The organism is Nonomuraea sp. B1E8, from assembly GCF_039871515.1.
In the GTDB taxonomy this organism is placed as follows: Bacteria; Actinomycetota; Actinomycetes; order Streptosporangiales; family Streptosporangiaceae; genus Nonomuraea.
On record NZ_JBDPLS010000004.1, the window covers coordinates 196115 to 221150 of the forward strand.

Annotated in this window: 18 protein-coding genes and 1 tRNA gene; 11 read left to right on the forward strand and 8 right to left on the reverse strand. The window is 73.0% G+C overall.

Translation table 11 applies throughout. The features are described 5' to 3' along the window. The 6 genes from ABGA98_RS15905 to hypF all read right to left on the reverse strand — a co-directional run bounded on the left by ABGA98_RS15905 (nucleotide 1) and on the right by hypF (nucleotide 6609). On the reverse strand, nucleotides 1-219 hold the full coding sequence (locus ABGA98_RS15905; RefSeq protein ID WP_347619059.1) for a hypothetical protein: 219 nt from the start codon (nucleotides 217-219) through the stop codon (nucleotides 1-3). Beyond that, entirely contained in the window at nucleotides 216-860 is a 645-nt protein-coding gene (locus tag ABGA98_RS15910) for a DUF5947 family protein (RefSeq protein ID WP_347619060.1), read from the reverse strand. The genes ABGA98_RS15905 and ABGA98_RS15910 overlap by 4 nt, the downstream gene beginning before the upstream one ends. Further along, entirely contained in the window at nucleotides 857-1312 is a 456-nt protein-coding gene (locus ABGA98_RS15915; RefSeq protein WP_347619061.1) for a hypothetical protein, read from the reverse strand. Before ABGA98_RS15915 ends, ABGA98_RS15910 begins: the two co-directional genes overlap by 4 nt. Nucleotides 1313-1321: 9 nt before the next feature. Beyond that, nucleotides 1322-3127, reverse strand: coding sequence for a nickel-dependent hydrogenase large subunit (locus tag ABGA98_RS15920; RefSeq protein WP_347619062.1), 1806 nt, complete (start codon nucleotides 3125-3127; stop codon nucleotides 1322-1324). 15 nt (nucleotides 3128-3142) lie between these two features. Continuing rightward, nucleotides 3143-4189, reverse strand: coding sequence for a hydrogenase expression protein HypE (locus ABGA98_RS15925; protein WP_347619063.1), 1047 nt, complete (start codon nucleotides 4187-4189; stop codon nucleotides 3143-3145). A gap of 143 nt (nucleotides 4190-4332) precedes the next feature. Continuing rightward, the gene (hypF, locus tag ABGA98_RS15930) at nucleotides 4333-6609 is read right to left on the reverse strand and encodes a carbamoyltransferase HypF (RefSeq protein WP_347619064.1); all 2277 of its coding nucleotides are present in this window, start codon (nucleotides 6607-6609) and stop codon (nucleotides 4333-4335) included. Nucleotides 6610-6755: 146 nt separating this feature from the next. On the opposite strand from hypF, the gene ABGA98_RS15935 reads away from it, so the two are divergent. Beyond that, nucleotides 6756-8591, forward strand: coding sequence for a glycoside hydrolase family 15 protein (locus tag ABGA98_RS15935; protein WP_347619065.1), 1836 nt, complete (start codon nucleotides 6756-6758; stop codon nucleotides 8589-8591). Nucleotides 8592-8624: 33 nt separating this feature from the next. On the opposite strand, the gene ABGA98_RS15940 is transcribed toward ABGA98_RS15935, so the two are convergent. Then, the gene (locus tag ABGA98_RS15940) at nucleotides 8625-9704 is read right to left on the reverse strand and encodes a LacI family DNA-binding transcriptional regulator (protein ID WP_347619066.1); all 1080 of its coding nucleotides are present in this window, start codon (nucleotides 9702-9704) and stop codon (nucleotides 8625-8627) included. A gap of 448 nt (nucleotides 9705-10152) precedes the next feature. On the opposite strand from ABGA98_RS15940, the gene ABGA98_RS15945 reads away from it, so the two are divergent. From ABGA98_RS15945 to nrfD, 7 genes are all read left to right on the forward strand, one after another. Continuing rightward, nucleotides 10153-10971 carry a sugar ABC transporter permease gene (locus tag ABGA98_RS15945; protein ID WP_347619457.1) on the forward strand — a complete coding sequence of 273 codons (819 nt, stop codon included), beginning with the start codon at nucleotides 10153-10155 and terminating at the stop codon, nucleotides 10969-10971. Continuing rightward, nucleotides 10961-11815, forward strand: a complete 855-nt coding sequence (locus ABGA98_RS15950; RefSeq protein WP_347619067.1) for a carbohydrate ABC transporter permease — start codon at nucleotides 10961-10963, stop codon at nucleotides 11813-11815. The genes ABGA98_RS15945 and ABGA98_RS15950 overlap by 11 nt, the downstream gene beginning before the upstream one ends. Nucleotides 11816-11892: 77 nt before the next feature. Further along, nucleotides 11893-13179 (forward strand): ABC transporter substrate-binding protein, encoded by a 1287-nt coding sequence (locus tag ABGA98_RS15955; protein WP_347619068.1) that lies wholly within the window; start codon nucleotides 11893-11895, stop codon nucleotides 13177-13179. Next, nucleotides 13176-15239 carry a hypothetical protein gene (locus ABGA98_RS15960; protein ID WP_347619069.1) on the forward strand — a complete coding sequence of 688 codons (2064 nt, stop codon included), beginning with the start codon at nucleotides 13176-13178 and terminating at the stop codon, nucleotides 15237-15239. The genes ABGA98_RS15955 and ABGA98_RS15960 overlap by 4 nt, the downstream gene beginning before the upstream one ends. Before the next feature lie 365 nt (nucleotides 15240-15604). Then, complete coding sequence (fdh, locus tag ABGA98_RS15965) at nucleotides 15605-18781, forward strand: formate dehydrogenase (protein WP_347619070.1); 3177 nt, start codon at nucleotides 15605-15607, stop codon at nucleotides 18779-18781. Next, a complete protein-coding gene (locus ABGA98_RS15970; RefSeq protein ID WP_347619071.1) occupies nucleotides 18774-19571 on the forward strand; it encodes a 4Fe-4S dicluster domain-containing protein in 798 nt (265 codons plus the stop codon). The genes fdh and ABGA98_RS15970 overlap by 8 nt, the downstream gene beginning before the upstream one ends. Continuing rightward, on the forward strand, nucleotides 19568-20683 hold the full coding sequence (gene nrfD / locus ABGA98_RS15975; RefSeq protein WP_347619072.1) for an NrfD/PsrC family molybdoenzyme membrane anchor subunit: 1116 nt from the start codon (nucleotides 19568-19570) through the stop codon (nucleotides 20681-20683). The genes ABGA98_RS15970 and nrfD overlap by 4 nt, the downstream gene beginning before the upstream one ends. Before the next feature lie 48 nt (nucleotides 20684-20731). Here nrfD and selD read toward each other — a convergent pair whose 3' ends face one another. Further along, nucleotides 20732-21760 carry a selenide, water dikinase SelD gene (selD, locus tag ABGA98_RS15980; RefSeq protein ID WP_347619073.1) on the reverse strand — a complete coding sequence of 343 codons (1029 nt, stop codon included), beginning with the start codon at nucleotides 21758-21760 and terminating at the stop codon, nucleotides 20732-20734. A gap of 67 nt (nucleotides 21761-21827) precedes the next feature. Between selD and ABGA98_RS15985 the strand changes: the two genes are divergently transcribed. The 3 genes from ABGA98_RS15985 (at nucleotide 21828) to ABGA98_RS15995 (ending at nucleotide 25033) form a co-directional block, all read left to right on the forward strand. After that, nucleotides 21828-21921 (forward strand) — tRNA-Sec (locus ABGA98_RS15985). Nucleotides 21922-21935: 14 nt separating this feature from the next. Next, entirely contained in the window at nucleotides 21936-23234 is a 1299-nt protein-coding gene (gene selA / locus ABGA98_RS15990) for an L-seryl-tRNA(Sec) selenium transferase (RefSeq protein WP_347619074.1), read from the forward strand. Continuing rightward, nucleotides 23234-25033: a SelB C-terminal domain-containing protein gene (locus ABGA98_RS15995; RefSeq protein ID WP_347619075.1), complete on the forward strand. Its 1800-nt coding sequence runs from the start codon at nucleotides 23234-23236 to the stop codon at nucleotides 25031-25033. Before selA ends, ABGA98_RS15995 begins: the two co-directional genes overlap by 1 nt. The last annotated feature ends 3 nt before the right edge of the window (nucleotides 25034-25036 follow it).

A 25036-nucleotide genomic window follows, 5' to 3' on the forward strand; every position in this document is an offset into this window, starting at 1 on the left:
TCAGGCGGGCGACAGGTTGGGCATGTCGGGGTCGATGGGATCGTGTTTGCGTGGACTGATGCCGGTCGAGCGCCGGGCCGTGGAGCGGCCGTCGGGCAGGTGGCCCTCCTGCTTGTCGTAGTTGCCGCGGCTGTTGCCCTCCTTGACGCCCTTCACGTGTGAGGAGGCGTCGGGGTGCACGTCGGGGCGGCCCGTCCTGATCGGGTGTTTCTTGCTCACGCTGGGCTCCTGGTGTCGGTGGCCGGTACGGTGACGGACCGGTCGTCGAGGTCGGTGAAGAATGTGGCGAGGTGCCGGCGCATGTCCTGGCCGCCGGTCAGCCCGCGCCAGCGGGCCCGGATGGTCCCCACGAGCGCGTAACAGTCGTCCAGCGGCACGATCCACGCGCCGCGGTCGCGGTCGACGAGCAGGGCCTCCACGTCCTGGCGCAGCTGCGCGAGCACCGGGTTGTCCCGCACCAGCAGGTCCCAGGCCGCCGGGTCGGCGGGCGCCCGCACCGCACCCGCCGGGCTGGGGTAGAACTGGACGACCCCCCCGGAGGCCGAGTCGCGCACCAGGCACACCATGCGCACCGGGGCGCCCAGCCGCGCCCAGACCGGCTCGGCAAGCACGAAGCCGCTCAGCCGCCGGCGCTGGTCCGGCACCAGGACGAGATGCCCGCCACCGGCCGCCACGTGGTCGAACAACACCTGGCAGGCCCGGCACGCGCAGCGCAGCTCGCGGGACGGCAGCTCCAGCAGGTGGCGGTGCACGTCCGGCAGCGCCTCGCCGCACACCGCGCACGCCTCCGCCTGACGGGACGGCTCCGGCTCGCGCGCCTGCCGCGCCTGCGCGGCGAGCCGGCGCAGCAGGCCGGTCACGGCGCTCGCGGGCCGGAACGCACGGCCAGGCTCTCGACCGGGATCAGCGGCGTCTCCCCGCGTTCGACCTCGATGTCGACGTGCTCGATCTCCGGGGCGGCGGCGCGTACCGCCTCCCGCAGGGCCGTCGTCGCCGCCTCGGACGAGGAGCGGCAGCCGGCGGGGCGCACGCGCAGCCGTACCAGGTCGTCCTCGACGGCGAGCACCTCGGCCGAGCCGCCGATCGCCGCCTGCACGCGGGCCCGCACGTCCACCGGATGCAGGTCGTGCAGCAGCAGCAGCGGCGCCACCGACTCGTCGGCGGCCAGCCGCGCCGCCTGCTCGTCCTCCAGGACCGCCATGACACGGGCCAGGCCCTCGCCGTACAGGTCGAGCAGCTCCTTGACGAGCTCGACCGCGTCAGGGCCGGCCTCGTCGAGCATGACCTCGATCCGCGCGATGCGATCGTCCATCCCCCGCCCCTAACCGGAGAGACTTGCGCCGAAGGTGGGGGAGTGCACCTGTTTGAGCTCCTTGCCGCCGCCCAGGTACATGTGCACGCCGCACGGCAGGCAGGGGTCGAAGCTTCGCACCGTACGCATGATGTCGATGCCCTTGAAGTCCTCGGGCCCGTTCTCCTCGAAGATCGGCAACCCCTGCACCGCGTCCTCGTACGGCCCCGGCGTGCCGTACATGTCGCGCGGGCTGGCGTTCCACGGCGTCGGCGGGTACGGATGGTAGTTGGCGATCTTGCCGTCGCGGATCACCATGTGGTGCGACAGCACGCCCCGCACCGCCTCGTGGAAGCCGCAGCCGATCGCGTCGTCCGGCACGTCGAAGTCGGAGAACACCTGCGTGCGGCCGGCCCGCACCTCTCCCAGCGCCTGATCGAGGAAGTGCACCGCCATCGCCGCCGCGTACGCGACGAAGTACGCGCGGGCCCGGTTGCGCTCGATGGTGTTGGCCCAGCGCGGCACCTTCCACTCCAGCCGCATCTCCGGCAGGGAGCCGCTCTTGGGCAGGTTGATCTCCACGCTCCGGCCCGTGGCGCGTACCGTGCCGGTGTCGACCAGGCCCGCGAGCGCCGTCGACCACAACCGCGCCAGCGGGCCGCCGCCGGTGTCGAGCGCCAGGTGGTCGCCGGTGCGCTGGTCGTACCAGCGCGGGCTCATCACCCAGCTGTAGTTGCCGTGCTCCAGGTCGCGTTTCTGCGGCTTGGGCAGGGTCGTCTGGTTCCACGGGTGGCGCTGGTCCACCGGGTTGCCGAGCGGGTCTTGGGTGACGAACGTCTCCTCGGACTGCCAGTCGTCGTAGTAGGAGCTGCCCAGCAGGATCCGGATGCCGAGGTTGATGTCCACCAGGTTGGTGGTCAGCAGTTCGTCGTCCAGGACGATGCCCGGCGTGACGAACATCTTCCTGCCCCACGCGTTCATGGTCCGGTAGTCGTAGTCGACCGCGGACGGATCCTGGAAGGCGCCCCAGCAGCCGAGCATCACCCGCCGGCGGCCGACCTCCTCGTAGCCGGGCAGCGCCTCGTAGAAGAAGTCGAACAGGTCGTCGTTCATCGGGACGGCCTTCTTCACGAAGTCGAGCACCCGCAGCAGCCGCACCAGGTAGTCGGTGAACACCTGGGGCGTCGCCACCGTGCCCACGCCGCCCGGGTAGAGCGTCGACGGGTGCACGTGCCGGCCCTCCATCAGGCAGCACATCTCCCTGGTCACCCTGCTGACCTGCAGCGCCTCCTTGTAGACGGAGCCGCTGAACGGGTTGAACGCGCGCATGATGTCGGCGATCGTGCGGAAGCCGTGCACCCCGGCGTTCGGCGCCTCCGCGGTCTCCGCCCGCCGCAGCAGGCTGGGGTTGGTCTCCTTGACCATCTGCTCGCAGTAGTCGACGAAGACCAGGTTGTCCTGGAAGAGGGTGTGGTCGAACATGTACTCGGCCGCTTCGCCCAGGTTGATGATCCACTCGGCCAGGGGCGGGGGTTTGACCCCGTACGCCATGTTCTGGGCGTAGATCGAGCAGACCGCATGGTTGTCACCGCAGATGCCGCAGATACGGCTCGTGATGAAGTGCGCGTCGCGCGGATCCTTGCCCTTCATGAACACGCTGTAGCCGCGGAACAGCGACGAGGTGCTCTTGCACTCGACGACCTCGCGGTTCTTGAAGTCGATCTTGGTGTAGATGCCCAGGTTGCCGATGATCCTCGTGATCGGGTCCCAGGACATCTCCACCAGCTCGCGGGACTCGCCCGCCTGCTGCCTGGCGCCCGCTGTACGGGTTGTCACCTCGCCACTCTCCCTTTAGCCGTTTCCCCAGCGCGGGTCGTACCCGCTCGTCAGCCTGCGGCGGTTGTGACGCCACTTCGGTTCCTTGTTGGCCGTGTTGTTCGTGATCGACCGCATCTTGCGGATCAGTGAGCCGTACGCGCCGCTGACCGCCGCCGACACCGATCCGCCGGGGGGTTCGTCCATGAACGGCATGAACTTGTCGGGGAAACCGGGCATGGTGCAGGCGATGCAGATGCCGCCCACGTTGGGGCAGCCGCCGACGCCGTCCATCCAGCCGCGCTTGGTGACGTTGCAGTTGACCACCGGGCCCCAGCAGCCGACGCGCACCAGGCACTTGGGAGAGTTGTAGTCGTGGGCGAAGTCGCCCTGCTCGTAGTAGCCGCCCCGGTCGCAGCCCTCGTGCACGGTCTTGCCGAACAACCAGGTGGGCCGGAGCATCTCGTCGAGCGGGATGGTGGGGGCCATCCCCGCCGCCTGGTAGAGCAGCCAGGTCAGGGTCTCCATGAAGTTGTCCGGCTGCACGGGGCAGCCGGGCACGTTGACGATGGGCAGGCCGCCGGCCGAGCGGAAGTCCTTGCCGAGGTAGTCGGCCAGCCCCATGCAGCCGGTCGGGTTGCCGGCCATGGCGTGGATGCCGCCGTACGTGGCGCAGGTGCCGATGGCGACGACCGCCCAGGCCTTGGGAGCCAGCCGGTCGATCCACTCGTTCACCGTGATGGGCTCGCCGGTGACCGGGTCGTTGCCCATCGACGTCCAGTAGCCGTCGCCGTTGATCTTCTCGTTGGGGATCGACCCCTCGACCACGAGGATGAACGGGCCGAGCTCGTCCTGATGGGCCTGGTGGAAGGCGGCCATGAAGGCGTCGCCCACCTCGGTCGCCAGAACCTTGTTGTGCAGGTGCACCTTGGGCAGCCCCGGCACGAGCCCCAGCAGCACGTCCTCCAGGCTCGGCAGGGACGCCGCGGTGACGGAGACGGTGTCGCCGTCGCAGCTCATCCCCTCCGAGGTCCACAGGATGTGAAGCTCGTCCAGACCTGTTGGCGTCTGAGTGGTCGTCATGGCCCAAGCCCCTTTCGTGGCCGGATGCAGAGATTCCGGTCCGGTGTCGTGATGTGCCCGGACGGTAGCTCTACGTAGCGGACATACCGCCCTTGATGCCGGCCGAAACCTCGCTGACCTGCGCGGAGGCCGAACGCGCCCGGCTACCGGAAGAGGTCGCGGGCGGCGGCGACGGCTGCCTGGCCGAGGCTGATGCCGCCGTCGCCGGCCGGAACGCCCGCATGGGTGAGCACTCTGAACCCGGCGCGCTCCAGCCGCTCCACCGTGCGCTCCACCAGCAGCACGTTCTGGAAGACGCCACCGGACAGCGCCACCGTCGTCAGCCCCGTCTCCTCGCGCAGCGCCGTGCAGCAGCGCACGATGAGCTCGCGGACGCCGTTGTGGAAGCGGGCGGACACGACCGGCGGGCCGGCGCCCCCGGCCAGGTCCTCCAGCGCCGCCCGCACCAGGTCCGCGCCGGCGACCACGAGCACCCCGTCGTGCCGCACGATGCCCGCCGGGTAGGCGCCGCGTTCCAGGGGGTCGGCGAGCTGCTCCAGCTCGATCGCGGCCTGCCCCTCGTACGTGATCGTGTCGCGCACGCCGGCCAGTGCCGCCACGGCGTCGAACAGGCGCCCGGCGCTCGAGGTCAGCGGCGCCGCCGCCCCGCCGCGCCTGGCCAGCGCGGTCACGCTCTCCCACCGGGCGCCTGCGCGGCGGGCCACGGCCGTCTCCGCCGCGCCGTCCAGGCCCGCCAGGTAGGCGGCGGCCATCCGCCACGGCTGCCTGACCGCCACCTCGCCGCCCGGCATCGGAACGGGCGCCAGATGCCCGGCCCGCTCGAACGACACCAGGTCGGCCAGGAGGAACTCGCCGCCCCACAACGTCCCGTCGGCGCCGTAGCCGAGGCCGTCGAACGCGACGCCGATCACCCGGCCGTGCTCGCCGTTGTCCGCCAGGCACGAGGCGATGTGCGCGTGGTGGTGCTGCACCGGGACCGGTTCGGCGTCCGGCAGGCTCAGGGCGTACCGGGTGGACGGGTAGTCCGGATGGAGGTCGTGCGCGGCCACCTCGGGACGCACGCCGAGCAGGGCCGAGAAGTGCTCGATCCCCGCCGCGTACGCCCGCAGCGTCTCGTAGCCCTCCAGGTCGCCGAGATGCGGGGAGACGACCGCGTGCCGCCCCCTCACCAGGCAGAACGTGTTCTTCAGCGCCGCGCCGCAGCCGAGGACCGGCCGGGGCGCCTCCCACGCCAGCGTGAACGGGGCCGGGGCGTGGCCGCGCGAGCGCCGCAGGAGCGTGCCCCTGCCCCGGACCACCCGCGCCACCGAGTCGTCGGCCCGCAGGTGGATGGGACGGTCGTGGGTCAGGAACGCGTCCGCCATGCCTCCGAGCCGGTCGAGGGCGGCGCGGTCGTCGTACTCGATCGGCTCGCCGGCGAGGTTCGCGCTCGTCAGCACGATGGGCGCGCCCGTCTCCGCGAGCAGCAGGTGGTGCAGCGGCGTGTACGGCAGCATCAGCCCGAGGTGACGCTGCCCGGGGGCGACCGCGCCCGCCACGGCCCCGGAGACGTCCGTGCGGCGCGGCAGCAGCACGATGGGGCGCTCGCGGCCGGTCAGGAGCGCCCGCGCCACCGCGTCCACCTCGCACAGCAGGCGGGCCTGCGCCAGGTCGGCCACCATGACGGCGAACGGCTTGTCCGCCCGCCGCTTGCGCCGCCGCAGCTCCGCGGCGGCCCGCTCGTCGGAGGCCACGACCGCCAGGTGGTAGCCGCCGAGGCCCTTCACCGCCAGCACCCCGCCTCCGCGCAGCACCCGGGCGGCGGCGGCCGGCACGTCGCCGCCGGCCCGCGGGGCGTCCCGCGCGTCCACCAGCCTGAGCGCCGGGCCGCAGGCCGGGCAGCAGACGGGCTGGGCGTGGAAGCGCCGGTCGGCGGGGTCGTGGTATTCGGCCAGGCAGGCGTCGCACATGGCGAAGCCCGCCATCGTGGTCAGCGGCCGGTCGTACGGCAGGGCCCGGGTGATCGTCAGCCGTGGCCCGCAGTTGACGCAGTTGACGAAGGGGTAGCGGTAGCGCCGGTCGGTGGGGTCGGCCAGCTCCGCCAGGCAGTCGGCGCACGTCGCGATGTCGGGCGAGACCAGCGTGCGCGGCGTTCCCGAGCGCTCGCTCGCCACGATCAGGAACCGGCCGTCGCCTCCGGCGGCCGCCCGGCCGCTCGGGGTGACGGTCACGCGCTCGATCGCGGCCAGCGGGGGCGCGTCGCGTTCGAGCCGCGTCAGGAACTCGGCGATCCGGTCGCGCTCGCCGTCCAGTTCGACGAAGACGCCGCGGGCGTCGTTGCCGACCCGGCCCGCCAGCCCGAGCCGGGTGGCGAGCCCGTGCACGAACGGGCGGAACCCCACCCCCTGGACCACGCCCTCGACCCGGACCCGCACCCCCATCGGGCCAGTGTGCACCGGAAGGCGGCGGGATCGGGGCAGCCCCGCCGACACCTGGCACGCCCATGACGGTTCGCACCGCCGGATCGGGGGAGAGACGGCGGCGCAACCGTGGGTAGGGGCAGCGCGACGCCGGAGAAGAGGTTGCCATGGCCGAGACATCCGATCGGGGGGCCCGCGGCGGGCCCGCCCGTTACCTGCCGATCGCCGAGCACGGCCTGATCGGCGACCTGCGCACCGTGGCGCTGGTGGGCACCGACGGCACCATCGACTGGTACTGCTGCCCGACCTTCGACTCGCCCAGCGTCTTCGGCTCGATCCTCGACGCCGGCAAGGGCGGAGCGTTCGAACTGGCCGCGAGTGTGCCCGCGAAGACCAAGCAGTTCTACTTCCCTGACACCAACGTCCTGATCACCCGGTTCTTCACCGAGGGCGGGGTGGGCGAGATCCAGGACTTCATGCCGGTGACCACCGACTCGGGCGAGGCCCGCCGCCACCGGCTCATCCGGCGGGTGATCTGCGTGCGCGGGTCGATCCCGTTCCACGCGCGGGTCGCGCCCCGGTTCGGCTACGCGGCGCAGCCGCACCACGTGCGCGAGCACGACGGGATGGTGCTGTTCGAGTCGGAGGACCTGTCGCTGGCGCTGACCGCCACGGTGCCGGTCGAATGCGACGACCTGGACGCCAGGGCGGCCTTCACCCTCGACGAGGGCGAGTCGCAGGTGTTCGCGCTCGACCAGGTCGGCGGCGACGTGATGCCGCGCTCGTGCCCGTACGCCGAGGCCGAGGCCGAGTTCGCCGCCACGGTGACGTTCTGGCGGCGGTGGTTGTCCGCCTCCCGCTACCACGGCCGGTGGCGGGAGATGGTGCACCGGTCCGCGCTGACCCTCAAGCTGCTCACGTACGCGCCGACGGGCGCGATCGTCGCCGCGCCGACGACGAGCCTGCCCGAGCAGATCGGCGGCGAGCGCAACTGGGACTACCGCTACCTGTGGGTACGCGATGCCGCCTTCGCCGTGTACGCCCTGCTCCGGCTGGGGTTCACCGGCGAGGCCGAGGCGTTCATGAACTTCCTGACCCGGCGCGTCACCCGGTGCGCCGACGGCCCTTCCGGGCCACTTCAGATCATGTACGGCATCGACGGGCGTACCGACCTGCCCGAACGCGAGCTCGACCACCTGGAAGGACACCAGGGCTCCGCCCCCGTGCGCGTCGGGAACGCCGCCGCGGGCCAGCTCCAGCTCGACATCTACGGAGCGCTCATCGACTCCATCTACCTCTACGACAAGTGGGGGCAGCCCATCTCCAGCGACCACTGGGACGAGGTCTGCGGCCTGGTGGACTGGGTGTGCGACCACTGGGACCAGCCCGACGAGGGCGTCTGGGAGACCCGCGGCGGGCGCAGGAACTTCCTCTACTCGCGGCTGATGTGCTGGGTGGCGATCGAGCGGGCCATGCGGGTGGCCATCCGGCGCGGCCTGCCCGCCGACATCCCGCGCTGGCGGCTCGTCCGCGACGCGATCTACCGCACCCTCATGAGCCGCGGCTGGTCCAAGGAGCTCAAGGCGTTCGTGCAGTACGAGGACGCCGACGTGCTCGACGCCGCTGTCCTCATGATGCCGCTGGTGAAGTTCGTCTCGCCCACCGACCCGAAGTGGCTGGCCACCCTCGACGCGCTCACCGCCGAGCTGGTGTCCGACTCGCTGGTCTACCGCTACGACCCGAAGGCCAGCCCGGACGGCCTGCGCGGGGAGGAGGGCACGTTCTCCATCTGCTCGTTCTGGTACGTCGAGGCGCTCGTGCGCGCGGGCCGCGTGGAGGAGGGCAGGCTGGCGTTCGAGAAGATGCTGACCTACGCCAACCACGTGGGCCTGTACGCCGAGGAGATCAGCCGCAACGGCGAGCAGCAGGGCAACTTCCCGCAGGCCTTCACCCACCTGGCGCTGATCAGCGCGGCGTTCAACCTCGACCGCGCGCTCGGCTGAGGCTCGGCCCGCGGCCCAGGGGAGGTCCCGCTCCTAGGACGGCGCCGGCCCCGTGCTGTCGCGGATGAGCAGCCGGGGCTGGAAGCGCACGTTGTAGCCGCCGCTCTCGCCGTTCATCAGCGCCCACAGCCGGTCCCACGCCTGCCGGCCCAGCTCGTTCTTGGGGATCGACACCGTGGTCAGCGGGGGAGTGGTGTAGCGGGCGAACGGGATGTCGTCGAACCCGGTGACGGACACGTCGCCGGGCACCCGCACGCCCAGCTCGTGCAGGCCGGTCAGCGCCCCGGAGGCCACCATGTCGTTGAACGCCACCACCGCGCTCGCGCCGCACTCCAGCACCGCGCCGGCCGCGGCGTGGCCGTCGTCGAACATCGAGCCGCACGGCAGCTCCGTCAGCGTGAACCCCGGGCTGCGGGCCGCCGCGGCGCGCAGCGCGGCGAGCCGCAGCGCGTGCGAGGAGCTGGCCTCGGGACCGCTCAGGTAGGCCAGGTGGCGGTGGCCGAGGCCGGTGAGGTGGGAGACCAGGTCGTCGATGCCCGCGACGTTGTCGACCGACAGCGACGGGGCGGCCAGGCCGGGGACGTCGCGGTAGACGAGCACGAAGGGCGCCAGGCGGTCGCTGAGCTCGCGCAGCCGCTCGTCGGGGGCGCGCGGAGAGGCCAGCACGAGCCCGTCGGAGTTGCGCCGCGCCTCGATCGCCAGGATCGTCTCCTCCTCGACGTCCTCGTTGGACTCGGCCACCAGCAGCTGGCGTCCTGCCTTGCCCGCGGCCTGGCTGAGCCCGCGCAGCACGCCCTGGAACAGCGGGTTGGCCAGGTCGGGGACCACGAGGGAGACCGTGCCCGTGCGGCCGAGCGCGAGGCTGCGGGCGGCCACGCTCGGCTCGTAGTCGAGCGCCTGCGCGGCCGCGCGCACGCGGGCGGCGAGCTCCGGCTTGACGGTGGTGGAGCCGTTCATCACCCGCGACACGGTGGCGCGGGAGACGCCCGCGGCCTCGGCGACCCGGCTGATGGTCGGCGCGCCCGCCGGCCGTGGCCCCCGCCTCCCGGCCGATCCCGGCCGGAGGGCCGGCTCCTCCCGGTCCTCTGCACGCTCTCCGGTTCCTGCCCTCATCCGCTCCCCCAGCATGACTGCGGCCGTTCCGCCTGCATGCATTAAACCGCCGAGCCGTGACGAGCGCGCCCGCGGCCGGGCGCGCTCGCAAGATACCGGTTTCTGGAGAGGGCTGCAATCGGTTGTCCCAGAGGCCGGAGGGAAATTCCGTCCGGCATCGCCGCAGCTCAGTGCTTCGCTCGACAAGCGTTGACACCTTCTGGTGGCTCTGTTAGAAACTGGTTACTCACTGGCCGGGCGGCACCTTGGCCCCGGTCGCCCTGACGCGCGCATCCCCCGCGCGATTGGCAAAGGGTGGTCTATGAGCAACCGTTCGACCCCGGCCATCGCCCCGCCCGAGCGAGAGCCCCCTCTCGCGCGGGGGAGGCGGCGGCGACGGCGGTCCTCGCCGAGCGGCCCCGCGCGCGACCGCATCGGCTACCTCTTCCTGACGCCGTGGTTCATCGGCATGGCGCTGTTCACCGTGGGGCCGATCCTGGCCTCCCTCTACCTGTCGTTCACCGAATACACCCTGCTCAAGCCGCCCGAGTGGCTGGGGCTGGACAACTACCGGCAGATGCTGGCCGATCCGCGGCTGCACAAGTCGCTCGCGGTCACGTTCGTCTACGTGTTCGTGTCGGTGCCCGTCCAGCTGGTCCTGGCGCTGGCGCTGGCGCTGCTGCTCAACCGGGGCGTGCGCGGGCTGAGCTTCTACCGCTCGGTCTACTACCTGCCGTCGCTGCTCGCCGGCAGCGTGTCCGTCGCGATCCTGTGGCGGCAGATCTTCGGCAAGGAGGGCCTGGTCAACCAGGTGCTCGCGATGGCCGGCTTCGAGGGCGTCAGCTGGGTCGCCCACCCCGACTTCGCCCTGGGCACGCTCGTCGTGCTCAACGCGTGGACGTTCGGCGCGCCGATGGTGATCTTCCTGGCCGGGCTGCGCCAGATCCCGCACTCCTACTACGAGGCGGCGGAGGTCGACGGCGCCGGCCCGGTGTCGAGGTTCTTCCGCATCACGCTCCCCCTGCTGACGCCGATCATCTTCTTCAACCTCGTGCTGCAGCTGATCGGCGCCTTCCAGAGCTTCACCCAGGCGTTCGTGATCAGCGGTGGTCGCGGCGGCCCGTCCGACGCCACCCTGCTCTACACGCTCTACCTCTACGAGCGCGGCTTCGGCTCCTTCGACATGGGCTACGCCTCCGCGATGGCGTGGGTGCTGCTGGCCATCATCGCCGTCCTGACCGGGCTCAACTTCCTCTTCGCCAAGCGGTGGGTGTTCTATGGCAACTGAGCCGAGTCCTTCGCGCCGCCGCCGGTCGTGGCGGCTGCCGAGGCACGTGCTGCTCATCGGCTTCGGGCTGGTGATGCTCTATCCGCTGTTGTGGATGGTGTCCAGCTCCGTCAAGCCCACCGAGACGATCTTCCGTGACCCCTCGATCTGGCCGACCGAGCTCGACCTGGGCAACTACGTCGAGGGCTGGGGGGCGCTGAGCCACCCGTTCCACTTCTACCTGTGGAACTCCGCGGTGATCGCGGTCCTCGCGGTGGCCGGCAACCTGCTGTCGTGCTCGCTGGCGGCCTACGCGTTCGCCCGGCTGAGGTTTTGGGGCCGCAACCTCTTCTTCGCCGCGATGCTGGCCACGCTGATGTTGCCCATCCACGTGCTCATCGTTCCGCAGTACGTGCTGTTCTCCCAGCTCGACTGGATCAACACCAACCTGCCGCTGGTCGTGCCGAAGTTCCTGGCGCACGACGCGTTCTTCATCTTCCTGATGGTGCAGTTCATCCGCGGCCTGCCCAGCGAGCTCGACGAGGCGGCCCGCATCGACGGCTGCGGCCACATCAGGATCTACTGGCGGATCATCATCCCGCTGTCGGTTCCCGCGCTGGCGACCTCGGCGCTGTTCACGTTCATCTGGACCTGGAACGACTTCTTCAGCCAGCTCATCTTCCTGACCGATCCCGAGCTGTGGACGATGCCGGTGGCGCTGCGGTCGTTCATGGACGGCCAGGGTGAGACGGCCTGGGGCGAGTTGTTCGCCATGTCCATCGTCGGGCTGATGCCCATCTTCGGCTTCTTCCTCGCCGGTCAGCGTTACCTGACCCAGGGCATCGCGACCACGGGCTTCAAGTGAGCCCGGCACGGCATGTCTCGCGGGCGTCGCCGCACGGGCGATTAAAACGTTCTATCCCAGGAGAAAGGAAAGGGCCCATGTCACGAAGGTCCAGAAGGCTCGCGGCGCTCTGCCTGGCCGGCGTCATGCTGGCGGTCTCCGCCTGCGGCGGCGGGTCGTCCGAGAGCGACGACGGCACCGTGGAGCTGCGCTTCGGCTGGTGGGGCAACAACGACCGCGCCGAAGCCACCCAGAAGGTCATCGACGCGTTCGAGGCCAAGAACCCCGGCATCAAGGTCAAGGGCTCCTACACCGACTTCAACTCCTACTTCGACCGGCTGGCCACCGAGGTGGCCGCCGGGCGCGCGCCCGACGTCATCACGCTCGGCGGCGCCTACCCGCGCGAGTACGGCGACCGCGGCGCCCTGCTCGACCTGTCCAAGGTGACGCTCAAGACCGACAAGATCGGTGCGGCGGCCCTGGACAACGGCACGTTCGGCGGCGTCCAGTACGGTGTTCCCTCCGGGGTCAACACGATCGCCACCGTGATCAACCCCGCCGTGTTCGAGAAGGCGGGCGTGGAGGTGCCCGACGGCGACACCTGGACCTGGGACGACTTCGAGCGCATCACCAAGGAACTGGCCGGCAAGCTGCCCAAGGGCACGTTCGCGCTGGCCGACCCCACCAGGACCGACATGCTGGACGTCTACTCGCGCCAGCGCGGCGAGGCCCTCTACACCGCCGACGGCAAGGTCGGCATCAGCGCCGCGACGCTGGTCGACTGGTGGACGATGACCCTCGAACTCCGAGACGCCGGGGCGACCCCGCCGGCCTCGCAGACGGCCGAGCTCATCACCCAGCCCGCCCCCGAGCAGTCGCTGATGGGCCGCGGCCTGGCCGCGATGCAGTTCGACTGGAGCAACCAGCTCACCTCGCTGACCAAGGCCGCGGGGACGCCGCTGAAGCTCATCCGCGTGCCCGGCGAGACCGGCGCCACCCAGCCGGGCATGTGGCTCCAGGCGTCGCAGATCTACAGCATCAACGCCAGGAGCGAACACCAGGAGGAGGCGGCCACGTTCGTGGACTTCCTGGTGAACAGCCCCGACGCCGGGAAGATCATCCTCGCCGACCGCGGGATCCCGGCCAACTCCGACGTACGGCAGGCCATCGCGAGCGTGCTCGGCGAGGAGGAGAAGGCCCAGGCCGAGTTCATCGACGACCTGACGCCCAAGGCCGGCCCGCCGCTGGTGATCGGGCCCGCGGGCTCCACCGACACGCCCAAGATCCTCGACCGGGTCAACGCCGAGGTGCTGTTCGACCGGCAGAGGCCGGCCGAGGCGGCCGCCGACTTCATCCAGCAGGTCGGGACGGCGATCCAGCAGTGACCGGGGCCGGGATCGACCGCCGTGCGCTCGTCGGCCGGCACGCGGTCGAGGTGACGCGGATCGTGCCGGAGTCGCCGCTGTCGGTGGGCAACGGGGAGTTCTGCTGCACGGTCGACGTCACCGGGTTGCAGACCTTCCCGGACGCCTACCCGGTCGAGGACCGCACCGCCGCCGCGCCGGGGACGCTGCTGGCCACCATGTCCGCGTGGGGCTGGCACAGTGTACCCGGCGCGTACGACCCGGCGGAGACGACCCGCACGTACGACACGCCGCGCGGGCCGGTGCCGTACGTGGACATGGCAGGCGACCTGAGCGGCTCGGGCGAGTCGCCCGCCTCGGCCGCCGAGGCGTGGCTGCGGGCGAACCCGCACCGGCTGGACCTCGGCCGGATCGGGTTCGCCGCGACCGCCGGCCCGCCGCTGACCCCCGGCGACCTCACCGGGATCCACCAGCGGCTCGACCTGTGGACCGGCGTGATCACCAGCCGTTACCTGCTGCGTGGCGCGCCGGTCCGGGTCACCACCGCCTGCCATCCCGAGCGCGACGTGCTCGCCGTGCGGGTCGAGTCGCCGCTGCTGGCCAGCGGTCTCGCGGTGCGGCTGGCGTTCCCGTACGGGTCGCAGGCGTGGGGGAACGCGGCCGACTGGTCGCGTCCCGGCGCGCACACCTCGAAAGTGCGGCACTCTCCGGGCGGGTGCACGGTGGAGCGGGTGCTCGACGGCACCGCGTACGACGTGGCGGTGGCCATGACCGGCGGCGGCCGGGCCGCGCCGGACGGTCCGCACGAGGTGCTGCTCACCTTCACCGAGCCGGCCGCCGAGCTGGTGGTCGCCTTCACGCCCGCCGGCGGCGGCCAGCTCCCCCGCTTCGGCGAGGTCGCCGCCGCCTCCGGCCGCCACTGGGCGCGCTTCTGGAGCACGGGCGGCGCGGTGGACCTGTCGGGCGCCGGCGACGCGCGGGCTCCCGAGCTCGAACGCCGCGTCGTGCTGTCGCAGTACCTCACCGCGATCCACTGCGCCGGCTCCACCCCTCCGGCGGAGACCGGGCTGATGGCCAACAGCTGGCGGGGCCGCTTCCACCTGGAGATGCACTGGTGGCACGCGGCGCACTTCCCCCTGTGGGGGCGGGCGGCGCTGCTCGAACGCAGCCTCGGCTGGTACGCCTCCATCCTGCCGCGGGCCCGCGAGACGGCCAGGGCACAGGGGTGCCCGGGGGCGCGCTGGCCCAAGCAGGTCGGCCCCGACGGGCGGGAGAGCCCCAGCCCGATCGGGCCGTTCCTGCTCTGGCAGCAGCCGCATCCGATCTTCCTGGCCGAGCTGGTGCGCCGCGCGACCGGCCCCCGGGCGCTGGCCGAGTACGCCGGCATCGTGCTCGACACGGCCGCGTTCATGGCCGCCTTCGCGACCGAAGGGCCCGGCGGGCACGGGCTCGGGCCGCCGCTGGTGCCGGCCCAGGAGTCGTACGCGGACGTGCGGGCGAGCGCCGCCAACCCGACGTTCGAGCTCGCGTACTGGTCGTGGGCGCTGGAGGTGGCCCAGCGCTGGCGGCGGCTGCTGGGCCTGCCGCCCGAGCCGGTGTGGGCGCAGGTCGCCGCCGGCATGGCCCGCCCGCTGGTCCGCGACGGGGTCTACGCCGCGATGGACGCCCCGCCGTACACGGTGCGGGACGACCACCCGTCCATGCTGTACGCCCTGGGCTTCGTCCCGCCCACCCGGCTCATCGACCCGGGGATCATGCGCGCGACGCTGCGCGACGTGCTCGCCACCTGGGACTGGGAGAGCACCTGGGGCTGGGACTACCCGGCCATCGCCATGACCGCGACCCGGCTCGGCGAGCCGGGGACGGCGGTGGACGCCCTGCTGATGCCCGTGGCCAAGAACGCCTGCCTGCCGAACGGCCACAACCGGCAGACCGCGTCCCTGCCCGTCTACCTGCCGGGCAACGGCGGCCTCCTGGCGGCGGTCGCCCTCATGGCCAGGGGCTGGGACGGCGGCCCGCCCGCCCCCGGGTTTCCCGCCTCCTGGCAGATCCGCCACGAGGGCCTGCTGCCGCTGCCCTGACCCTTCCCGAAAGGGGCAACGGACGGCCCTGATAGGGGAAAGGCGAAATTGAGGGGCTTCCGCCCGGCCAGATGGCAGGGCACAGCAGGTGGAGATGGCGAAGCCGAGGGTCGCGGCCGGTGTCGTCAACCCGGCGGACGCGGCGGTCCCGCTGCGGGGCCTGCGGCGCGCCCGGCTCAAACCGGGGGAGGCGACCGGGGTCGCTCGGGGACGCGGCGGCGGTGCCCGACCTGACCCGCCCGGGATCGGTGTGCCCGCAGACCGCCCAGCACGCGATGCGGCAGGGCCACGCCGGGGCCGTTGCGTGCCCCGAATTTGACTGAGCCGCCCGAATGGGCGAGTCCCAAACGGGCAGAAGCCGCATCATGCCAGGAAGGGGATGGCTGGCCCGGTGGCCGGTGATTCGCCAGCTCACGGGCGAGGACGGCAGGAGCGAAGCGGCCCGATCGGCCCGCACCGACGCTCTGCGCCCCCGCACCGAGGACGCCGGCACGGTCGCCCGCTCGATCTGCCCCTACTGCGCCGTCGGGTGCGGCCAGCTCGTCTACGTCAAGGACGGTGAGGTCACCCAGATCGAGGGAGATCCCGACTCGCCCATCTCCCGAGGCCGGCTGTGCCCCAAGGGCTCGGCCAGCAAGCAGCTCGTCACCCATCCGGGCCGCCAGACCGAGGTGCTCTACCGCAGGCCGCACGGCACCGCCTGGGAGCGGCTCGACCTGGACACCGCGATGGAGATGATCGCCGACCGGGTGGCGCGCACCCGGCGGGAGACCTGGGAGGAGACCCACGAGGGCAAGGTCGTGCGCCGCACGCTGGGCATCGCCAGCCTGGGCGGGGCGACGCTCGACGACGAAGAGAACTACCTCATGAAGAAGCTCTACACCGCCCTCGGAGCCATCCAGGTCGAGAACCAGGCCCGCATTTGACACTCCTCCACCGTCCCCGGTCTGGGGACCAGCTTCGGGCGTGGCGGCGCGACCACCTTCCAGCAGGACCTGGCAGGCGCGGACTGCATCGTCATCCAGGGCTCCAACATGGCCGAATGCCACCCCGTCGGTTTCCAGTGGGTGATGGAGGCGAAGGCCCGCGGGGCCAGGGTCTACCACGTCGACCCGCGCTTCACCCGTACGAGCGCGCTGGCCGACCGGCACCTGCCGATCCGCGTGGGCAGTGACATCGTGCTGCTCGGCGCGCTGATCAACCACGTGCTGGAGAACGAGCTGGACTTCCGCGAGTACGTGCTGGCCTACACCAACGCCGCCACGATCGTGTCCGAGGACTTCCGCGACACCGAGGACCTCGACGGCCTGTTCTCCGGCTGGGACCGGGAGACGGCCACGTACGACCCGCGGAGCTGGGCGTACGAGCCCGCGGGTGAGCGGCCCCCGGCCGATCAGGCGGAGGGCGGGCCCGAGCACGCCGAGGCGGCCGGCGCGGACACCTACGGGGCGGGCGGACCCGGCGCGCACCCCAGCCCGCGCACCGACCCGACGCTGACCCACCCGCGCTGCGTCTACCAGATCGTGAAACGGCATTTCGCCCGCTACACCCCGGAGCTGGTCGAGCGGCTGTGCGGCATCCCGCGCGACGGCTTCGCCGAGCTGGCCGAGGCGGTGACCGCCAACTCCGGCCGCGAGCGCACCACCGCCTGGGTCTACTCGGTCGGCTGGACCCAGCACACCGTCGGCGCGCAGTACATCCGCACCGCCTCGATCCTGCAGCTCCTCCTCGGCAACATGGGACGGCCCGGCGGCGGCATCCTGGCGCTGCGCGGCCACGCCAGCATCCAGGGCTCGACCGACATCCCGACGCTGTTCAACATCCTGCCCGGCTACCTGAACATGCCGCACGCCGAGCGGCACCGCGGCCTCGACCACTACCTGGAGGTGGAGGGCGGCACGACGGGCTTCTGGGGCAACCGGCGCTCCTACATGGTGAGCCTGCTCAAGGCGTGGTGGGGCGAGGCCGCCACCGAGGAGAACGACTTCTGCTTCGGCCACCTGCCGCGCATGACCGGCGACCACGGCCACTACACCACCGTGATGGGCCAGATCGACGGCACCGTGAAGGGCTATTTCGTGGTCGGGGAGAACCCCGCCGTCGGCTCCTCCGGCGGCCGCGCTCAGCGCCTCGGCCTGGCCAACCTCGACTGGCTCGTCGTCCGGGACCTGACCCTGGTGGAGACCGCCACGTTCTGGCTGGACGGCCCGGAGCTGGAGACGGGCGAGCTGCGCACCGAGGACATCGGCACCGAGGTGTTCTTCCTGCCCGCCGCGAGCCACGTGGAGAAGGAGGGCACGTTCACCAACACCCAGCGGCTGCTCCAGTGGCGGGAGAAGGCGCTCGACCCGCCCGGCGACTGCCGCAGCGAGCTGTGGTTCTACCACCACCTCGGCAAGCTCCTCAGACAGCGGATGACCGGCGACGAGATCGACCGGCCGGTACGCGAGCTGACCTGGGACTACCCGGAGCACGGCGTGCACCGCGAACCCTCGGCCGAGGCCGTGCTCCGCGAGATCAACGGGGTCGGCCCCGACGGGCGGGCCCTGTCGAACTCCACGCAGCTCCAGCCCGACGGCTCCACGACCTGCGGCTGCTGGATCTACTGCGGCGTGTACGCCGACGAGGTCAACCAGGCCGCCCGCCGCCGCCCCGGCCGGGAGCAGAGCGCCGTGGCGCCCGAATGGGGCTGGGCCTGGCCGGCCAACCGGCGCATCCTCTACAACCGGGCCTCCGCCGACCCCGAGGGCCGCCCGTGGAGCGAGCGCAAGGCGTACGTGTGGTGGGACGCCGAGCGCGGCGAGTGGACCGGGGACGACGTGCCCGACTGCGAGATCGGCAAGCCGCCCGGCTACGTGCCGCCCGAAGGCGCCCGCGCCCAGGCCGCGCTCGCCGGGACCGACCCGTTCATCATGCAGTCCGACGGCAAGGGCTGGCTGTACGTGCCGGCCGGACTCGTCGACGGACCGCTGCCCGCCCACTACGAACCTCACGAGTCGCCGGTCGCCAACCCGCTCTACACCCAGCAGGCCAACCCGGCCCGCCGCACCTACCACCGGCCCGAGAGCCCGTACAACGCGCCGGGGGGACGGTTCCCGTACGTGCTGACGACGTACCGGCTGACCGAGCACCACACGGCGGGCGCGATGAGCCGGCCGCTGGCCTACCTGGCCGAGTTGCAGCCCGAGCTGTTCTGCGAGGTGTCCCCGCAGCTCGCCGGTGAGGTGGGACTGGTCAACGGCGGCTGGGCCACGATCGTGACCAGCCGCGCCGTGGTGGAGGCCAGGGTGCTGGTCACCGGGCGGATGCGGCCGCTGCGCGTCGGGGGCGGGATCGTGCACCAGGTCGGGCTGCCGTACCACTGGGGGTGGGGCGGACGCGGGTTGGTCACCGGTGACGTCGTCAACGACCTGATGCCGCTGGTGCTCGACCCGAACGTCTACATCCAGGAGGGCAAGGCCATGACCTGTGACGTGCGGCCGGGCCGCCGGCCGAGGGGCCGGGCGGCGCTGGACCTGCTGGAGAGGTACCGCCATGGCTGAGCGGATGGGGTTCTTCACCGACACGAGCGTCTGCATCGGGTGCAAGGCGTGCGAGGTCGCCTGCAAGGAGTGGAACCAGATCCCCGACGACGGCTTCGTCTTCGAGGCGACCTCCTACGACAACACCGGCATGCTGGGGGCGAACACCTGGCGGCACGTCGCCTTCATCGAGCAGTCACGGCCGGTGCGCGCCGGCGACGAGGAGGGCGTGGACCGGTGGCTGATGTCCTCCGACGTGTGCAAGCACTGCACGCACGCCGCCTGCCTGGACGTCTGCCCGACCGGGGCGCTGTTCAGGACCGAGTTCGACACGGTGGTGGTGCAGTCCGACATCTGCAACGGGTGCGGCTACTGCGTGCCCGCCTGCCCGTACGGCGTGATCGACCGGCGGGAGGACGACGGGCGGGCCTGGAAGTGCACGATGTGCTACGACCGCCAGCTCGGCGGCCTCGAACCGGCCTGCGCCAAGGCGTGCCCCACCGACTCGATCCAGTTCGGGCCGCTCGACGAGCTGCGGGAGCGCGCCGAGGAACGGGTGACCCGCCTGCGCGCCGACGGCCACGGGGAGGCCCGCCTGTACGGCGAGAGCCCCGGCGACGGCGTGGGCGGCGCGGGGGCGTTCTTCCTGCTGCTGGACGAGCCCGAGGTGTACGGCCTGCCGCCGGATCCCGTGGTGACCACCCGTGACCTGCCGGCCATGTGGCGCTGGGCGGGCGCGGCCGCGCTGTCGGCGGTGGGCGCCGTGGCCCTCGCCTTCCTCGGGCCGTCGCGCAGGGGGGAGCGGCGGTGACGCGGGAGCGGGCGGTGGTGCCGGAGGCGGAGTTCCGGTCCTACTACGGTCGCCCGGTGCTCAAGCCGCCCATCTGGCACGAGCCCCACATGCCGACATATCTCTATCTGGGAGGGATGTCGGGAGCCTCGTCCACCATCGCCGTCATGGCCCGGCTGACCGGCCACACCCGCCTGGACCGCACCGCCCGCATCGCGGCGGCGGCCGGGGCGTCCCTCGGAGCCGCCCTGCTCGCCGCCGAGCTGGGCAGGCCGGAACGGTTCCTCAACATGTTGCGGGTCTTCAAGCCCACCTCCCCGATGAGCGTCGGCTCGTGGATCCTCACCGCCCAGAGCGGGCTGTCGGCGGTCGCCCTTCCCGGCGCCCTTCCCGGCGCCCTTCCCGGCGCCCTTCCCGGCGCCCTTCCCGGCGCCCTTCCCGGCGCCCTTCCCGGCGCCCTGCCCGGCATCCTGCCCCGCGCCCTGACCGGCATCCTGCCGGCCGCCGGAGACGCGGCGCTGCTGGCCACCGGGGTGACCGGGCCGCTGACCGCCACCTACACCGCCGTCCTGGTCGCCGACACCGCCGTGCCCGCCTGGCACGAGGCGTACCGGGAGCTGCCGTTCCTGTTCGCGGGCAGCGCGATGGCCGCGGCGGGCGCGGTCGCCATGCTCGGCACGCCCCGGGCCCAGGCCGGCCCGGCCCGTGCCGTCGCCGCGCTCGGGGCGGCCACGGAGATGGTCGCGGGCGAGGTGCTGGAACGGCGGCTCGGGTTCGTCGGGGAGCCGTACCGGACGGGCCGGGCCGGCCGGCTCATGCGTGCCGGGCGTGCCCTGACGGCGGGTGGCGGGCTGCTCGCGGTGGTCGCGGGGCGCAGCCGCGCCCTCACCGCCCTGGCCGGGGTCGCCCTCACGGCGGGTTCCCTGTGCACCCGCTTCGGTGTCCTGGAAGCGGGCCGCGCCTCGGCCGCCGACCCGAAGTACACCGTCGTCCCCCAACGCCAACGCCTCGACGCGGCCTCGGCACCCGCTCCCGACGGCGGCGGCCTCCACGCCGGACGCCTCACGCACGACGCCGGCTCCGACGGCGGCGGCCATCGTGCAGGACACCTCCCGCACGACGCCGGTGCCTGAGGCGGGGCCGTCGCGGGGCACGTCTCCCACGCGCCGCTGCCCGAGGCGTCAGCGCAGGCGGAGGTGAGGGCCGTCCAAGGGGACCAGCTCGCCGATGACCGGCGCGCCCGGGACCTCGCCGGCGACCAGCAGGCCGCCCGACGTCTGGGCGTCGGCCAGCAGCAGGAGCTCGTCCTCGCCGAAGCCGCCAGGGTCGAGCCGGGGCCGTACCCAGTCGAGGTTGCGGCGGGTGCCGCCGCTCACGTAGCCGTCGCGCAGCGCCTGCCGGGCGCCCTCCAGGTACGGCACCGCCGCCACGTCCACCACGGCCGTCACGCCGCTCGCCCGGCAGAGCTTGTACAGGTGCCCGAGCAGGCCGAAGCCGGTCACGTCCGTGGCGCACTCCACCCCGGCGGCCAGCGCGGCCCGCGCGGCGTCGCGGTTCAGCGTGATCATCGTGTTCACCGCCTGCGCGAACGCCTCGCCCGTCGCCTTGTGCCGCGTGTTGAGCACGCCGATGCCGAGCGGCTTGGTCAGCGAGATCGGCAGGCCGGGCCGGGCGGCGTCGATGCGCAGCAGCCGTGCCGGGTCGGCCAGGCCGGTGACCGCCATGCCGTACTTCGGCTCCGGATCGTCCACGCTGTGGCCGCCGGACACGTGGCAGCCGGCCTCCCGCGCCACGTCCAGGCCGCCGCGCAGCACCTCCTTCACCAGATCGAGCGGCAGCCGATCGCGGGGCCAGCCGAGCAGGTTCACCGCGACGAGGGGCTCCCCGCCGACCGCGTACACGTCGGACAGGGCGTTGGCCGCCGCGACGCGCCCCCAGTCGTACGGGTCGTCCACCACGGGTGTGAAGAAGTCGGCGGTGACCACGACCGCCCGGTCACCGCCGATCCCCACCACGGCGGCGTCGTCCCCGTCGTCCAGTCCCACGATCAGCTCCCCGGCCGGTGTGCCTGCGGCGCCGGGACGCGGCGCTCGCAGACCGGCGACGACGGCCTCCAGCTCGCCGGGCGGAATCTTGCAGGCGCAGCCGCCTCCGTGCGCGTACCGCGTCAGCCGGACTGGGCCGTCCTCCACCACGTTCGCCGATGTCATGGCCGTCCTCACTGCAGTTCGCGTGTGCCGCCGGGTCACCTACCCCGTGGTGGGTAGGTTCTCCCCTGGAGGCGTCTGGGCGCCTGGTGGCCCCCGCGGTCTTCAAAACCGACGAGGCCGAGGTCCTCGGCCTGGCGGGTTCGATTCCCGTCCGCCTCCGCTTATGTTCGGGAACATGGACCGTCGCAGGCTGGTGCCGCGCACCGACGCCGTGCTCGCCGACCCGCGCCTGGTGGAGGCGGGCGGGCGGCTGGGCAGGCCGGTGGTCAAGGCGGCGGTGGCGGCTGCCCAGGATCGGGCGCGGCAGGGCGAGATCGGTCCCGGGGACGTGGCCGACGCGGCGGTGGCGGCGCTCCCGGCGCACGCGGCCAGCCTGCGCCCGGTCGTCAATGCCACGGGCGTACTGATCCACACCAACCTCGGCCGGGCGTCGCTGTCGGCGGCGGCCGTCGCGGCGATGACCGCCGCCGCGGGGCCCGCCGACGTGGAGTTCGACCTGGTGACGGGCGCCAGGGCACGGCGGGGACGGGGCGCGGTCGAGGCGCTCGCCGCGGCCGTTCCCGCCGCGGCGGCCGTCCATGTCGTCAACAACAACGCCGCCGCTCTCGTCCTGGTCGCCACCGCGCTCGCCGCCGGGCGGGAGATCGTCATCAGCCGCGGCGAGCTGGTGGAGATCGGTGACGGGTTCCGCATCCCCGACCTGCTCGCCTCCACCGGGGCGCGGCTGCGCGAGGTGGGCACCACCAACCGCACCTCCGCCCGCGACTACGCCGACGCGGTGGGGCCGCTGACGGGGTTCGTGCTCAAGGTCCACCCGTCGAACTTCCGGATCGAGGGCTTCACCGGCGCCGCCGAGGTGCCGGAGCTGACCGGGCTGGGCGTGCCCGTCGTCGTGGACATCGGCTCGGGCCTGCTGGTCCGCGAGCCGCTGCTGCCCGCGGAACCGGACGCCACCACCATGATCGAGTCGGGTGCCGACCTGGTGACGGCCAGCGGTGACAAGCTGCTCGGCGGGCCGCAGGCGGGGCTCCTGCTGGGCCGCGGCGACCTGGTCGAACGTTGCCGCCGGCACCCGCTCGCCCGCGCGCTGCGGGTGGACAAGCTCACGCTCGCCGCGCTGGAGGCGACGCTGCGCGGTCCCGTACCGCCGGTCCGGGAGGCGCTGCACGCCGTCCCGGCGGCGCTGGCCGGGCGCGCCGAAGTCCTGGCCGGCCGGCTGGCCGGCGCCGGGGTCGACGCGTCGAGCGTGCCGAGCACGGCCGCCGTTGGGGGTGGCGGCGCGCCCGGCGTGAGGCTGCCGAGCGCCGCCGTGAGCCTGCCCGAACGGCTCGCCGTGCCGCTGCGCACGGGCGATCCGCCGGTCGTCGGCCGGATCGAGCACGCTCGCCTGCTGCTGGACCTGCGCACCGTCCCGCCCGAGCGCGACGACGACGTGGAGCGCGCGGTGCTGGCGGCCGCGGAGGTGCGGGGCTGATGCACGTCGTGGCCACCGCGGGGCACGTCGACCACGGCAAGTCCACCCTGGTACGCGCGCTCACCGGCATGGAGCCCGACCGGCTGGACGAGGAACGCCGGCGCGGCCTGACCATCGAGCTCGGCTACGCGTGGACGGCGCTCCCGTCGGGCGAACGGCTCGCGTTCGTGGACGTCCCGGGTCACGAACGGTTCCTCGCCACGATGCTCGCGGGGGTCGGGCCCGTGCCGGCCGTCATGTTCGTGGTGGCGGCCGACGAGGGGTGGATGCCCCAGTCGGAGGAGCACCTGGTGGCCCTGGAGGCCCTCGGGGTACGACACTGCCTGCTCGTGGTGACCCGGTCCGACCTCGCCGATCCGGCCCCGGTGGTCGCCCAGGCCCTCGCCCGCCTGGACACGGCCGGCCTCGGCGAGGTGGAGGCGGTCGCCGTGAGCGGGCGCACCGGCCAGGGGCTGCCCGAGCTGCGGCAGGCGCTGGACCGGCTCGTGAGCGGGCTGCCCCGCCCCGATCCGGCCGCAGCGGTACGGCTCTGGATCGACCGGGCGTTCAGCGTCACCGGCAGCGGAACGGTGATCACCGGCACGCTGCCCGCCGGAACGGTCTCGGTGGGCGACGAACTGCTGCTCGCCGGCGAGCCGGTGCGGGTGAGAGGGCTCGAGTCGCTCAAGGAGCCGCGGGGGACGGTGACCGGGGTCGCGAGGGTGGCGGTCAACCTGCGCGGCCATGACGTCCCTGGGCGCGGGCACGCGCTCGTCACGCCGGGCGGCTGGACGTCCACGGACCTGGTGGACGTCCGCCTCTCCCACGTCGGGGCCCACGTCGGAGGGCTGCGGCGCGAGGCCGCCGGGTTGCCCAGGCGGTTGACGGTCCACATCGGGTCGGCGGCGGTGGCGGCCGAGGCGCGGCCGCTCGCCGGGCGCGTCGTACGGCTGCGGCTGGCCCGGCCGGTGCCGCTGCACCTCGGCGACGTGCTGCTGCTGCGTGACCCCGGACGCGACCGGTCGGAGATGCGGGTGCTCGCCGGGGCGAGCGTCCTCGACGTGCGCCCGCCCGCCCTGGGCCGCAGGGGCGCCGCCAGGCAGCGCGCGGCCTTCCTGGAGTCGGCGCTGCTGGACGAGGCCCTGCCGGAGGCCTTCGCGCCCGGCACGGCGTACGCGTTGCGCCTGCACCGGTTGTTGCGCGCCGCCGACCTGCGTGCGATGGGCGTCGCGCCGGACGCTCCCGGAATGTCAGGGGAGTGGCACGCCGACCCGGGGCACTGGAAGGATCTGGGCCGGCGGCTCGTGGCGGCGGTGCGGCACTACGCGGCCGGCCATCCCCTCGATCCCGCCATGCCGATCGAGGCAGCCCGCCACGAGCTGGGCCTGCCCGACCGGCGGCTGGTCGCCCCGCTGGTACGGCCGCCGCTCGCGCTCGCCGGAGGGCGGATCGTGGCCGGGCCCGCGGGCCTGCCGGAGCGGGTGGCCAGGGCGGTCGAGCGGATGAGGCGGGACCTGGCGGCGCGGCCCTTCCACGCGCCGGACGCGGGCCGGCTGGCGGAGCTGGGCCTGGGCCCGCGGGAACTGGCCGCGGCCGAACGGGCCGGGAGCCTGCTGCGCGTGGGCGAAGGAGTCGCGCTGTTGCCGGGAGCCGACGCGCGGGCGGCCGAGCTGCTGAGCCGGCTGCCGCAACCGTTCACGGTCAGCCAGGCCAGACAGGCCCTCGACACCACCCGCCGCGTCGTCGTGCCGCTGCTCGAACACCTCGACAGAGCCGGCCTCACCGAACGGGTGGACGAGGTGCACCGGCGCTGCAGATGATCG

Excerpts from the sequence above, each read along its gene's own strand:
- ABGA98_RS15915 (WP_347619061.1), bottom strand. The coding sequence starts at position 1,312 with ATGGACGATCGCATCGCGCGGATCGAGGTCATGCTCGACGAGGCCGGC.
- ABGA98_RS15925 (WP_347619063.1), bottom strand. The coding sequence starts at position 4,189 with ATGACGACCACTCAGACGCCAACAGGTCTGGACGAGCTTCACATCCTG.
- hypF (WP_347619064.1), bottom strand. The coding sequence starts at position 6,609 with ATGGGGGTGCGGGTCCGGGTCGAGGGCGTGGTCCAGGGGGTGGGGTTC.
- ABGA98_RS15935 (WP_347619065.1), top strand. The coding sequence starts at position 6,756 with ATGGCCGAGACATCCGATCGGGGGGCCCGCGGCGGGCCCGCCCGTTAC.
- ABGA98_RS15940 (WP_347619066.1), bottom strand. The coding sequence starts at position 9,704 with ATGAGGGCAGGAACCGGAGAGCGTGCAGAGGACCGGGAGGAGCCGGCC.
- ABGA98_RS15945 (WP_347619457.1), top strand. The coding sequence starts at position 10,153 with ATGGCGCTGTTCACCGTGGGGCCGATCCTGGCCTCCCTCTACCTGTCG.
- ABGA98_RS15950 (WP_347619067.1), top strand. The coding sequence starts at position 10,961 with ATGGCAACTGAGCCGAGTCCTTCGCGCCGCCGCCGGTCGTGGCGGCTG.
- ABGA98_RS15955 (WP_347619068.1), top strand. The coding sequence starts at position 11,893 with ATGTCACGAAGGTCCAGAAGGCTCGCGGCGCTCTGCCTGGCCGGCGTC.
- ABGA98_RS15970 (WP_347619071.1), top strand. The coding sequence starts at position 18,774 with ATGGCTGAGCGGATGGGGTTCTTCACCGACACGAGCGTCTGCATCGGG.
- selD (WP_347619073.1), bottom strand. The coding sequence starts at position 21,760 with ATGACATCGGCGAACGTGGTGGAGGACGGCCCAGTCCGGCTGACGCGG.
- selA (WP_347619074.1), top strand. The coding sequence starts at position 21,936 with ATGGACCGTCGCAGGCTGGTGCCGCGCACCGACGCCGTGCTCGCCGAC.
- ABGA98_RS15995 (WP_347619075.1), top strand. The coding sequence starts at position 23,234 with ATGCACGTCGTGGCCACCGCGGGGCACGTCGACCACGGCAAGTCCACC.